General features: G+C 56.0%; 9 protein-coding genes and 8 pseudogenes. 7 read left to right on the forward strand and 10 right to left on the reverse strand.

The genetic code is table 11. The features are described from left to right. Positions 1-204: 204 nt before the first annotated feature. The 7 genes and pseudogenes from napF (at position 205) to napC (ending at position 5,710) form a co-directional block, all read left to right on the forward strand. Positions 205-723 (forward strand): ferredoxin-type protein NapF, encoded by a 519-nt coding sequence (napF, locus tag JZM30_RS17505; protein WP_252320234.1) that lies wholly within the window; start codon positions 205-207, stop codon positions 721-723. Further along, positions 720-989, forward strand: coding sequence for a chaperone NapD (gene napD / locus JZM30_RS17510; RefSeq protein ID WP_252320236.1), 270 nt, complete (start codon positions 720-722; stop codon positions 987-989). Before napF ends, napD begins: the two co-directional genes overlap by 4 nt. After that, a pseudogene (napA, locus tag JZM30_RS17515) lies at positions 986-3,470 on the forward strand (nitrate reductase catalytic subunit NapA). The gene napD and the pseudogene napA overlap by 4 nt, the downstream one beginning before the upstream one ends. A gap of 5 nt (positions 3,471-3,475) precedes the next feature. Then, a pseudogene (gene napG / locus JZM30_RS17520) lies at positions 3,476-4,168 on the forward strand (ferredoxin-type protein NapG). Next, positions 4,155-4,655, forward strand: a pseudogene (locus JZM30_RS17525) (4Fe-4S dicluster domain-containing protein). The pseudogenes napG and JZM30_RS17525 overlap by 14 nt, the downstream one beginning before the upstream one ends. Further along, positions 4,655-5,101, forward strand: a complete 447-nt coding sequence (gene napB, locus JZM30_RS17530) for a nitrate reductase cytochrome c-type subunit (protein WP_252320238.1) — start codon at positions 4,655-4,657, stop codon at positions 5,099-5,101. The pseudogene JZM30_RS17525 and the gene napB overlap by 1 nt, the downstream one beginning before the upstream one ends. Positions 5,102-5,132: 31 nt before the next feature. After that, positions 5,133-5,710 (forward strand): annotated as a pseudogene (gene napC, locus JZM30_RS17535) (cytochrome c-type protein NapC). A 335-nt stretch (positions 5,711-6,045) separates the two neighbouring features. Here napC and JZM30_RS17540 read toward each other — a convergent pair. From JZM30_RS17540 to ccmA, 10 genes and pseudogenes are all read right to left on the reverse strand, one after another. Then, positions 6,046-6,561 (reverse strand): tetratricopeptide repeat protein, encoded by a 516-nt coding sequence (locus JZM30_RS17540; RefSeq protein WP_252320240.1) that lies wholly within the window; start codon positions 6,559-6,561, stop codon positions 6,046-6,048. A gap of 30 nt (positions 6,562-6,591) precedes the next feature. After that, positions 6,592-6,870: a c-type cytochrome biogenesis protein CcmI gene (ccmI, locus tag JZM30_RS17545; RefSeq protein WP_252320242.1), complete on the reverse strand. Its 279-nt coding sequence runs from the start codon at positions 6,868-6,870 to the stop codon at positions 6,592-6,594. 48 nt (positions 6,871-6,918) lie between these two features. After that, positions 6,919-7,380, reverse strand: coding sequence for a cytochrome c-type biogenesis protein (locus tag JZM30_RS17550; RefSeq protein WP_252320244.1), 462 nt, complete (start codon positions 7,378-7,380; stop codon positions 6,919-6,921). 8 nt (positions 7,381-7,388) lie between these two features. Further along, positions 7,389-7,856, reverse strand: coding sequence for a DsbE family thiol:disulfide interchange protein (locus JZM30_RS17555; RefSeq protein ID WP_252320246.1), 468 nt, complete (start codon positions 7,854-7,856; stop codon positions 7,389-7,391). Beyond that, a pseudogene (locus JZM30_RS17560) lies at positions 7,853-8,874 on the reverse strand (cytochrome c-type biogenesis CcmF C-terminal domain-containing protein); the annotation flags it as partial. The gene JZM30_RS17555 and the pseudogene JZM30_RS17560, both read right to left, overlap by 4 nt. A 158-nt stretch (positions 8,875-9,032) precedes the next feature. Next, positions 9,033-9,518: pseudogene (gene ccmE / locus JZM30_RS17565) on the reverse strand (cytochrome c maturation protein CcmE). Beyond that, positions 9,515-9,733 carry a heme exporter protein CcmD gene (ccmD, locus tag JZM30_RS17570; protein ID WP_252320248.1) on the reverse strand — a complete coding sequence of 73 codons (219 nt, stop codon included), beginning with the start codon at positions 9,731-9,733 and terminating at the stop codon, positions 9,515-9,517. The pseudogene ccmE and the gene ccmD overlap by 4 nt, the downstream one beginning before the upstream one ends. Continuing rightward, positions 9,730-10,391: pseudogene (locus JZM30_RS17575) on the reverse strand (heme ABC transporter permease). The gene ccmD and the pseudogene JZM30_RS17575 overlap by 4 nt, the downstream one beginning before the upstream one ends. A gap of 140 nt (positions 10,392-10,531) precedes the next feature. After that, positions 10,532-11,188, reverse strand: coding sequence for a heme exporter protein CcmB (gene ccmB / locus JZM30_RS17580; RefSeq protein WP_252320250.1), 657 nt, complete (start codon positions 11,186-11,188; stop codon positions 10,532-10,534). Between the two features lie 22 nt (positions 11,189-11,210). Continuing rightward, positions 11,211-11,806, reverse strand: a pseudogene (gene ccmA / locus JZM30_RS17585) (cytochrome c biogenesis heme-transporting ATPase CcmA). Positions 11,807-11,820: the final 14 nt, after the last annotated feature.

Here is an 11,820-nt window from a genome sequence, read left to right on the forward strand (position 1 = left end):
TCAAAAATGCTGCTGGCACCATTATCCCTTTCTGCCATCAATCAAGCGAGCAGGCCGCATGGTAATCCAGCATAAGCTTGATCCTGCATCCATATTTACCTCTAAAGGGTGATTATCCACTAAACGGTAAGAGGAATAGTGTAACCCCTACAAAAACAGTGTTTTTTCTGGGGGCATTTTCCCCTGCCGGAGCAACGTATTGCCATGACCGATCTCTCCCGTCGTTTCCTGTTTAGCGGTGGCCGACAGCGTGCATACAGCACGTTGCGTCCCCCGTGGATCGGGGAAGAAGCGGGTTTTATCGATGCCTGCACGCGTTGCAACGCCTGCGTTGCTGCCTGCCACACGGGCATTGTGCAACGCGGGTCGGGGGGATTCCCGGTAATCGACTTCCTGCGCGGTGAATGCACGTTTTGCTATGTGTGTGCCAGCGCCTGCCCACAAGCACTGTTTGCCGAGCGTCACACAAAGCCCTGGGAATACAGCCTGTCAATCGGCGAACGCTGTCTGGCACAGCAGCAGGTGGAGTGCCGCAGTTGTCAGGACAGTTGCGAAACGGAAGCCATCCTGTTTCGCCCAACGCTTGGCCGCGTTGCCACACCACGGCTTGATGAGGCGAATTGCACCACCTGTGGTGCCTGTATCGCTGGGTGCCCCGCCCACGCGATATCAATAATAAACATCCCCGCAGAGCGTCTCACGGCGCAACAGGAAAACCGATGAACACAGTCTGGTACGTTTGCAGTTTGGTGGTTCACGCCCACACGCAAAACACCGCGAGCGTGGCAGCGACAGTAGGCGCACTCCCTAACGTGGAGGTTGCCGCCTGCGACAACAAGAGCGGAAAAATGGCCGTGGTGCTGGGGTCAGATTCAGAAGACACGCTGTTAACACACATAGCGTCAATACGTGAAGTTGCAGGCGTACTGGCGGTTTCGCTGGTTTACCACCAGCTTGATGAACAACCTCAGGGTGAGGAAACACCATGAAACTCAGTCGACGACACTTTATGAAGGCTAACGCTGTCGCAGCGGCGGCAACGGTAGCAGGCATAAGTATACCGACGGCTGTCCGCGCCGTGACCGAGCAGTAGGACAGTATCCACTGGGATAAAGCGCCCTGTCGCTTCTGCGGCGTGGGATGTGGCGTACTGGTCGGAACGCAAAATGGCCATATCGTTGCCAGTCAGGGCGATCCTGATGCACCGGTCAACCGCGCCCTCAACTGCATCAAAGGCTATTTCCTGCCGAAAATCATGTACGGGCAGGACCGCGTGACCCAACCGCTGCTGCGTATGCGTGATGGTGCGTTCGACAAAGATGGGGAATTTACCCCCCATCTCCTGGGATCAGGCGTTTGACATCATGGCGGAGAAGTTTAAAACCGCACTGAAAGAGAAAGGTCCGAACGGTATCGGCATGTTTGGCTCCGGCCAGTGGACTATCTGGGAAGGTTACGCCGCCGCCAAATTGTTCAAAGCCGGATTCCGCTCCAACAATATCGACCCGAATACGCGTCACTGCATGGCCTCTGCCGTTGTCGGCTTCATGCGCACCTTCGGTATGGATGAACCCATTGGCTGTTACGATGACATCGAGCAAACCGATGCGTTCGTACTGTGGGGATCAAACATGGCCGAAATGCACCCGATCCTTTGGTCACGCATCACCGATCGCCGCCTGTCCAACCCCAGCGTCAACGTAGCGGTGCTCTCCACCTACCAACACCGCAGCTTCGAACTGGCGGATAACGGCATGGTGTTTACGCTGCAAACCGATCTCGCCATTCTCAACTACATCGCCAACTACATCATTCAGAACAATGTGGTTAACGAGAAATTCCTTACCCAGCATGTGAATATTCGCAAAGGCGCGACGGATATTGGCTATGGCCTGCGCCCGACCCATCCGTTGGAAAAAGCGGCGAAAAACCCCGGTTCTGATGCCTCGGAGCCGATGACGTTCGAGGCTTATAAAGCCTTTGTCGCGGAATACACATTGGAGAAAACCGCTGCACTCAGTGGTATTCCCGCCGATCAGTTGGAAGCGCTGGCAAAACTCTACGCCGATCCAAACAAGAAAGTGATCTCTTACTGGACCATGGGCTTTAACCAGCACGCGCGCGGCGTATGGGCCAACAATCTGGTCTATAACATTCACCTGTTGACCGGCAAGATCTCCCAACCGGGCTGTGGTCCGTTCTCGTTAACTGGCCAGCCTTCCGCCTGCGGCACCGCGCGTGAAGTCGGCATCTTCGCCAATCGCCTGCCAGCTGACATGGTGGTCACCAACGAAAAACACCGCGACATCACGGAGAAACAGTGGCAACTGCCCGCTGGCACCATCCCTGACAAAATTGGTTTGCACGCCGTAGCCCAAGACCGTGCTCTGAAAGACGGTACGCTCAATGCCTATTGGGTGATGTGCAACAACATGCAGGGCGGCCCCAATATTAACGAGGAACGTATGCCCGGCTGGCGCGATCCGCGCAACTTCATCGTGGTGTCCGATCCCTACCCCACCATCAGCGCACTGGCCGCCGACCTGATTTTGCCCACCGCCATGTGGGTAGAAAAAGAGGGTGCCTACGGCAACGCCGAGCGCCGCACACAGTTTTGGCGCCAGCAGGTTAAAGCCCCCGGTGAAGCCAAATCCGATCTGTGGCAGGTCGTCAGCTTTGCCAAGCGTTTCAAGGTAGAAGAGGTGTGGCCGGAAACGCTGCTGGCGCAAAAACCTGACTATCGCGGCAAAACGCTCTATGACGTACTGTTCGCCAACAATGCGGTTAAACGCTTCCCGCTCAGTGAACTGGCGGAAAACCAGCTCAACGATGAATCGCGCGAGCTTGGTTTCTACTTGCAGAAAGGCTTGTTTGAAGAATGCGCCGCCTTTGGTCGGGGCCACGGCCACGATTTAGCGCCGTTTGACACCTACCATCAGGTGCGCGGCATGCGCCGGCCGGTGGTTGACGGCAAAGAAACCCAGTGGCGTTACAGCGAAGGGCACGATCCTTACGTCAAAGCGGGCGAGGCATATCGCTTCCACGGCAAGCCGGATGGCAAAGCGGTGATCTTCGCTTTGCCCTATGAACCAGCGGCGGAAGCGCCTGACAGTGAGTGCGATCTCTGGCTCTCCACCGGTCGCGTTTTGGAACACTGGCACACCGGCAGCATGACGCGCCGCGTACCGGAGTTGCACCGCGCGTTTCCCGAGGCGGTGCTGTTTATCCATCCGCTGGATGCCAAAGAGCGCAATCTGCGCCGCGGTGAAAAAGTGAAGATCATCTCGCGCCGGGGAGAAATCGTCTCCGTCGTCGAGACGCGAGGCCGTAACAAGCCGCCGCGCGGTCTGGTGTATATGCCGTTCTTCGACGCCGCCCAGTTGGTTAACATCCTAACGCTGGACGCCACCGACCCGTTGTCAAAAGAGGCGGATTTCAAGAAGTGCGCCGTCAAGCTGGCTAAGGTGTAACGCAGATGGCTCGCCCGGAAAATTCATCGCCTGCCCGCCGTCGCTTTCTACGCGACGCGGCACGTACCGTTGCCGGATTATCGGCTGCGGTGGCGGTGCTCGGTATTCAGCAGCGGCGCAGCCAGGCCGATGTGCTGCGGCTGCGCCCGCCGGGTGCCGTGCCTGAAGCGGCATTCTCCGGTGCTTGCATCCGCTGCGGTCAGTGCGTGCAGGCGTGCCCGTACCAGACGTTGAAACTGGCGACGCTGGTTTCTGGCCCGGCGGCGGGTACCCCATATTTTACCGCGCGCGATATTCCCTGCGAAATGTGTGAAGACATCCCCTGCGTTGCGGCCTGCCCCAGTAGCGCTTTGCAACCACTGGAAGCCATTGATGATGCCAGCATGGGGTTAGTGGTGCTGTTGGACCAGGAAAACTGCCTGAATTATCAAGGGTTACGTTGCGATGTCTGTTATCATGTCTGCCCCCTGATTGACAGTGCGATCACGCTGGAGCCGGAACGCAACCCGCGTACCGGCAAGCACGCCCGCTTCCTGCCGACGGTACACAGCAATAACTGTACCGGCTGCGGAAAATGCGAGAAAGCCTGAGTACTGGAGCGACCGGCTATCAAGGTGTTGCCGCGTTCGCTGGCAAAAGGGGAACTTGGACATCACTACCGCTTTAGCTGGCTGGAGGCGCGCGATGGCAAATCGTAAGCAAGATGCCGGACGCGAGGCACAAACCAGGAAAGGTTGGTAGCGCAGTCACCGCTGGCTGGTGCTGCGGCGGCTGACACAATCGCTGGTACTGCTGATGTTTCTCAGTGGTCCGCTGTTCGGTGTCTGGATCCTGCACGGCAACTACAGCGCCAGCCGGTTGCTTGATACCGTGCCGTTCAGCGATCCGCTAATGGTGCTGCAAAGCCTCGCCAGCGGTCACCTCTGCCCAACGGGTGCGCTGTATGGCGTGCTGGGCTGTAAAAGCACACTGGTGGTGGAAGCCGCCGAACGCACGCGCTGTACCCGCTGCATGGACTGCTTTCATGTCTGTCCGGAACCGCAGGTGCTGCGCGCGCCCTTACTCGATAAACACAGTCCAGTGCAGGTCACCGACCGTGACTGCATAACCTGCGGACGCTGTATTGATGTCTGCGCAGAAGACGTTTTTAAAATAACCCTTAGATGGAAATCGGGAACAAAATAATGAAAAGCCAGAGCTTAAGAACGGGATGGTGTCGCTGGATACCCGACCTGGCGATGATTGTCAGTACCTTCGCAACGGCGCAGGCCGATCTGTTAAGTCAGTCACCGGAAGTCTCCACCGCCCAACCGGGCAATACGCGCATGCCCAAGCAACAAGAGAAAATGGCGCTCAACTACGTCAACCAGCCGCCAATGATCCCGCACAGCGTCGATGGCTATCAAGTGACGCCGACATTTAACAGTTGCCCACAATGCCATAGCGTAGAAAACTACCGCTCCACCAACGCACCGCGCGTCAGCCCGACCCACTTTGTAGATCGTGACAGCAAGACGCTAGGCAATGTCGCACATGCTCGTTACTTCTGTCTGCAATGCCACGTGCCGCAGACGGATGCCACACCGATTACCGGCAACACCTTCGCCCCTTCTAAAGGTTTTGGACAGTGAGGTTTTCAATGAAACAACCTGAAAAAGCGGGATGGCTACACAGGGTAGGCAGTGGTGGCGTCGACCGAGTCGTCTGGCATTAGGGACGCTGTTAATTGCCGGTTTTGCTGGCGGTATTTTCTTTCTGGCTACGTTTCAAAAAACCATGGAGAACAGCAACAGCGAAGCGTTTTGTATCAGTTGCCATGATATGAACAATACCATTTATCAGGAATACATGACAACTGCCCACTACAACAACCGTAGCGGGGTGCGTGCTACCTGCCCGGACTGCCATGTTCCCCATGAGTTTGTGCCCAAGATGGTACGTAAAATTCAGGCCAGCAAAGAGCTTTACGGCAAGATCATGGGCACCATTGATACGCCGCAAAAATTTGAAGCACACCGATTGACGATGGCGCAAAACGAATGGCGACGGATGAAAAATAACAACTCACAGGAGTGCCGTAACTGCTACAACTTTGACTATATGGACTACTAAGGGCAAAAAAAACGGTGGCGATGTAGAAACACACCGAGGAGATTAAAACCGGCCAAACCTGCATTGATTACCACAAAGGCATCGCGCATCAGTTACCGGATATGCATGGTGTCAAAAGCGAATTCTGATCCCTTCTAAGCCTGGTGGGACGGCTAGAGCCGTCCCAAGCCCCGATTCCCATCGCAATGCCAGAGAATCCCCCCAACAACACATCAGAATTATTTGGTCTTAATGTTTTGATTTTTTATATCGCATAAAGAATAGCGCTGAGGTGAGCGTACTCGCCGGATGAGAGGCATGGATGCCGCGAAAGTCTGCGAACAGCCAGGGGCCACGGGGCGACGGCGATTAAGCCGCCCCGTGTCGGGCGCGTGCGACACGCGTTGCAAATAAGAACAGGGGTTAACGCGCACGAAACCCTAACGGTAGAGACAAAAATATACGATACGAACAACAACCGAAGTTACGGACGCTGCTGGGTTGCCGCCAATGCGGCTTCCGCCTGCTGAATGCTGCGCTCAATCACCCCACGGCGCGTATAGTTTTGCGGCAAGACGCGCAACATTCCCTTCCAGGCGTCGATGGCTTCCTGATAACGTTGCCCTTCGTAGGCATTGAACGCCAACAGGCTCAAGGCGCGCACATTGGTGGAACCCGCTTGCAGCAGTTCACGGAGCATTTCACCGCCACGCTCGCTGTCACGCTGGTTGGTCGAGCGAGACAGGATATCCGCATAATCCAACGCCAACTCGCTATTGTGCGGATCGCGTCGATAGGCATTAGCATAGGCCTGCACTGCCGTATTATAGTTGTTGAGCAGGCTGGCAATCCGCCCCAGCAACCACCAGTACTGCGCATTCTCCGGCTGCTTTTCCAACTGGCTACGCAGCCCGAAACCAAGACGGGCGACCTCTTCAACGGTCAGCGGCTCCGCTTGTGGGCCAAGCGCACGTTTCAACAGATCGGGCGTCAATGCCACAACCTGCTGCCACTCCTGCACCCGATTGATCTAGGCGGTGTGCCAAAACACACTCAGGCTTACTGCCGCCAACAGCACGATGCCCGGCAATAACACCCAGCGGCTAAGCAGACGCTGCGGCACGCCCGTACTGCCTGGAATGTCCTGCAACAGCGTGTGTTGCAGGTCTTCCACCAGTTGCGAGCGCTCGCTTTCGTTGGCGATATCCGAGTGAATTTCACGCAACCGATCGTGATACAACGCCTGATTTATCGCGTCGCGCGAATAGTCGCTTTTCGAAGACCACGGCGCAAACAGCAATGCAGTCATCCCTACCAACGATACAATAAGATACAATAATCACGGTTGTCAGTAACATCATGGTCGTTTCTCCGTGCGTCCCAACAACGCTTGCAACCGTTTTTTCTCTTGTTCGCTCATCGGTGGCTTAGTGTGCGTGATGCGATGCGCGCGTCGCACAATCATCCAGAGTCCCGCAACCAGAAAGAGCGCAGGCAATAGCCAGAGCAACACCGTAAATGGTGTTAACGGCGGTTCGTACGTCACAAAATAGCCATAACGGTTTACCATGTAGTCGACAACCTGCCGCTTGCTCTGCCATTGCTGCATCAGATCATACACTTTTTGCCGCATATCCGAAGCAATCATCGAATTCGAGTCGGCAATGCTGTTGTTTTGGCATTTCGGGCAGCGCAGTTGCGTGGTTAATTCACGAAACTGTTGCTCTTGCGCCTCATTGTCAAAACGCCACGCGTCCGTCGAGGAGGCCAGTACGCCAAACGACAGCAACAAAGCCTCAAACAAAGCCATCAGTTTCATGCGCCCCCCTAACGACTGTATTGCTCCCACAGCGGCTTCAGCGTCTCCTGCCACACCTGCATGTTAAGGTCGCCAGCATGGCGGTAGCGAATAATGCCACGGCCATCGATCAGAAAGGTTTCCGGCGCACCGTACACCCCAAGATCCAGCCCTAACATGCCGTTGCCATCAAACAGGCTCATGGCATACGGGTTGCCCAACTCTTTGAGCCAGTCAACTGCTTTGACGCGATCGTCCTTGTAATTCATCCCCACAATACGAACGCCCTGCGCCGCCAGCATATTCAGGAAACGGTGTTCCGCACGACAGGTTGGACACCATGTCGCCCAGACGTTGAGCAGTAGCGGTTTGCCGATCAACGCGGATTCAAGTCGCATAGGATCATCACCGTCGCTGTTGCGTACCAGTTGCCACAGCAGCGCCACGGCCAACACTGAAAACAATGCCAGAGGAATAAATAACACTCTATGGCTCATGGTTGACTCTCCCGAACGGCGCGGCGCAAGCGATAACGCGGATCGAACATGCACAGGATACAGCCCAACTGCCATCATCCAGCTCTTCCCCCAGTGCAGCGTAAAGATTGCGGGTGATGCCCGCATCAATTGCCGCTTCCGTCATAATCATGCCACTGGTGGTGTAGAAGCGCTTTTCCGCTTTCAAGGTTGCTTCATGCTTGTCATTGCGGGTGATCACAATGGTTCCTTTGGCGCTGTGTCAGTTGGGGCCAGCCACATCGCGCACGCCTTCAAAGGTAAAGCGGTAATCATGGATAAGCGCACTGTCACCCGCCTTCATATGTACATCCCGCTCAACGCTGTAATTTTGGCTGAACGCGATGCCCACGACGGTGACCGCAACACCAAGGTGAGCGCAAGTCATGCCCCACTGACTGCGGGACAACGACGCCAATCCACGCAGCAGACCGTGACGCCGGGTTGCATTGCTGTGCAGTTCGTAAAACGTCAGAAAGAACACCCAGAGCGCCATCGACAGCCCAACCACTGTCATGGCAATAATGGTGTCTTGCAACAGCCACGGCAGCAGCAGTTTACGCAGTGTTTGCGGCTCATCGCGCCGCCAGCGCACCAGCGGCCACACCCCCAGCAGCAGTGCAAAAGGGGCCATCAGAACGGTAAACATGATGTTGAAGAACGGCGCACCAATAGAAATACTGCCAAGTCCGAGCTGCTTGTGCACCAGCGGTAGCAACGTACCCAGTAATACCACCAGCGTCGCCGCCACCAGAATCAGGTTATTACCGAGCAGGAAGGTTTCACGTGACCACAGCGAGTTGGTGACCCGCGAGCGCACCCGGTTACCTTTGATGGCAAACAGCAGCAACGAACCACCGATCGCCATCACTAAAAATGCCAGGATAAACATCCAGCGCGAGGGGTCAGACGCAAACGCGTGCACCGAGACCAGCACGCCCAAGCGCACCAGGAAAGTGCCGAGCAGGCAGAGCGAGAACGCGCCGATGGCTAGCAGCAGGAACGATGCCAATACCAAGGTAAATAGTACACAGGCAAGCGGACGTGGCAGCGCCATTAAGCGTGCATCCTGCCGCGTTGCCCCCCACAGCGGATAAATACCGAGCAATAACGCGACGCCCAGTGCCAGACACAGCAGATAATTCCCGACTTCCGGCATCATAAGCGGGCACCCTCTTTGGCCGTGGGCGATGGCTGATGTTGATATTGCCCGTCCATGGCGGCTTTCACTTCCGGCGGCGTGTATTTTTCATCATGGCGCGCCATCACTTCTTTTGCCGCAATGCGATTTTCAGACTCCAACACCCCCTGCGCCACCACCCCTTGCCCTTCGCGAAACAGATCCGGCAGGATGCCATGATAGGTCACTTACACCGATCCCTGAGCGTCATACACGGTGAAGTGCACGTGCAAACTTTATCTATCACGCCTTACGCTGCCCGGCATCACCATACCGCCAACGCGTAAACGTTGCCCGATAACCGGAATTTCCTGCGTCTCATTTTTTCCGTACAGAATTTCGCTGGGCGTATAGAAGAGATCGATATTCGAGCGTAACGCATAGAGCGTCAGACCAATCGTCAGCGCCAGCCCGCAAACAACGGCCACCATGGCATAAAGTCGGGTTTTGCGCACTACACTCACGGCATCACCTCCTCGGTATTCTGGCGCGCCTGGTGCTTACGCTGTTCACGCGCCTGCTGGCGCCCAATATCTCGCAGCAGCAGGCGACGATACCACAGGGTATGACCCAGCAGCGCGCAGAGCGGCAGCAGCGTTAACGCGGCCGCCAGCCAGACATAAAAGGCGTAGCCGCCCATTGCAAAGAATGCCTGCCAACTGGTAAAGGCGATATTCATCGTGCGGCTCCTTTTGGATTAACCAGCGCAGCTACCCAGGAAGAACGGCGCTGTTGTATAAGGATCAGGTTGCACAAACGCATCAGTGACACAGTCACAAACAGGCTCATAAACCCTAACATCATCAGTCGCAGAGGAAGACGCATCGCCGGATCGATGGTTTTTTGCATTTTCGTCGACCAATGATGCAGGGTGTTCCACCACTCCACGGAAAAATAGATGATTGGCAGGTTCACCACGCCAACCAGCACCATAATGGCTATGGCTCGCCCAGCCAACCGGCGATCGTCAAACGCGTTATAGAGCGCAATCACGCCAATATAGATAAACAGCAACACCAGCTCAGACGTCAGGCGAGCATCCCAGACCCACCAGGTGCCCCACATCGGTTTCCCCCAGGTGGAGCCGGTGGTCAGCGCAATAAAAGTGAATGCCGCGCCGACGGGTGCCATCGCTGCGATCGCCAACTCTGCCGTTTGTGAGCATTTACTCAATGCCCACACGGCAAAAATGGCCATGGTGGCATAGACGCCCATAGACCAGACGGCGGCAGGCACATGCAGATACATGATGCGGTAGCCTTGCCCTGCTGATAATCTGCGGGTGCAAATCCAAATCCCCACACCAGACCGCCGATCAGTATCACTGCGCTTATCAGCGCAAAGAGGGGAACAAGCGTGCCACAGCGGTGATAAAGCCGCTCCGGCTGGGTATGCTGATGGTTTTTTTCAACATAATCGTGTGCTCACTTTGCGTAAAACGCATCTCTGCGGGACGATAAAATCTGAAAATCGATAATCAATTCAGGCCTACCCGTAACGCCGCGGCAGTAGCGAACGGACACAGCGTTGCGCTACCCGCCAGAAAGGCCCCGAGGATCGCCAGATAGCCACCGACGGGCAGTTGCGTCATGGCGGCCTCAATGGCTGCCGTGGTAAAAATCAATAACGGGATGGTGAGCAGCAGCATCAGCAGACTGAGCAGCACACCGCTGCGCCGTAACCAGACCGTTAACCCAGCCCCGATGGCGCCCAAAAAGCTGAGTGTTGGCGTGCTCAATAACAACGTCAGCGCCATCACTGACCACTCACGAAAGCTCAGACCAAACAGCAGAGCCGCCAGAGGAGAAAGCAGTGACAGCGGCAACCCGCTGACCATCCAATGCACCGCCACTTTCGCCAGGACCACTAACGGCAAGGGCAGAGGCAGCAACGTTAACTGTTCCAACGACCCATCCTGATAGTCGTCGCGAAACAGGCGATCCATCGCCAGCAGTGATGCCAGCAAGGCGGCGACCCACACCACACCAGAAGCGATACGCAGTAACAACTGCGGCTCAGGCCCAATCGCCAGCGGGAACAGAATGATCACAATCAGAAAAAACCACATCGGGTTAAGGATTTCAGCGTTGTTGCGTATCGCGACGCGCAATTCGCGCACCATAAGCCGCCGCATTATCGGTCTCCCTCTTCCGGCACTAATTGATACAGCGAATTTTCTGAGTGCGCGGACGCAGCGGCTGATGCGTGGTAAGAATAATGATGCCGCCCTGCGTTACATGGTGCTCCATGCGTTGCGTCAACATATCGACACCGGCAACATCGAGCGCGGTCAAAGGCTCATCCAAAATCCACAGTGGGACATCCGTCAACCACAAACGCGCCAGCGCCACGCGGCGCTGTTGTCCTGCCGACAAGCGCGCGACGGGCACATCCTCATAACCTGCTAATCCAACAGCGGCCAACGCTTGCCACAGTGAGGGCTGGCTGTGCTGCGGATAAAAAAACGCAGTTTTTCTTCCCCGGTCAACACGCCCTTGATGCCCGGCTGGTGCCCCAACCACAGAAGCTGCTGGTTGAAATGCGCCCGCACCCGATCCGTACGTTGTCCTTGCCAGTACTCCTCACCCGCAGCGGGCGTTGCCAAGCCGCTCAATATGCGCAACAACGAGGTTTTCCCAACGCCATTCGCACCGGCGATCTGCACCATGTCGCCCGTGCTGGCCGTGAACGATAAGGCACTAAACAGCACATGTTCATCACGAATGCAGACCACATCGCGCGCTTCGAGCATCAGGCGTTAACTCC

The sequence above is a fragment of the Candidatus Symbiopectobacterium endolongispinus genome, assembly GCF_018777385.1.
Lineage (GTDB): Bacteria > Pseudomonadota > Gammaproteobacteria > Enterobacterales > Enterobacteriaceae > Symbiopectobacterium > Symbiopectobacterium endolongispinus.

Coding starts and splice junctions, on each gene's coding strand:
- napF (WP_252320234.1), top strand. CDS start 205: ATGACCGATCTCTCCCGTCGTTTCCTGTTTAGCGGTGGCCGACAGCGT.
- napD (WP_252320236.1), top strand. CDS start 720: ATGAACACAGTCTGGTACGTTTGCAGTTTGGTGGTTCACGCCCACACG.
- napB (WP_252320238.1), top strand. CDS start 4,655: ATGAAAAGCCAGAGCTTAAGAACGGGATGGTGTCGCTGGATACCCGAC.
- ccmI (WP_252320242.1), bottom strand. CDS start 6,870: ATGACTGCATTGCTGTTTGCGCCGTGGTCTTCGAAAAGCGACTATTCG.
- JZM30_RS17550 (WP_252320244.1), bottom strand. CDS start 7,380: ATGAAACTGATGGCTTTGTTTGAGGCTTTGTTGCTGTCGTTTGGCGTA.
- JZM30_RS17555 (WP_252320246.1), bottom strand. CDS start 7,856: ATGAGCCATAGAGTGTTATTTATTCCTCTGGCATTGTTTTCAGTGTTG.
- ccmD (WP_252320248.1), bottom strand. CDS start 9,733: ATGAATATCGCCTTTACCAGTTGGCAGGCATTCTTTGCAATGGGCGGC.
- ccmB (WP_252320250.1), bottom strand. CDS start 11,188: ATGCGGCGGCTTATGGTGCGCGAATTGCGCGTCGCGATACGCAACAAC.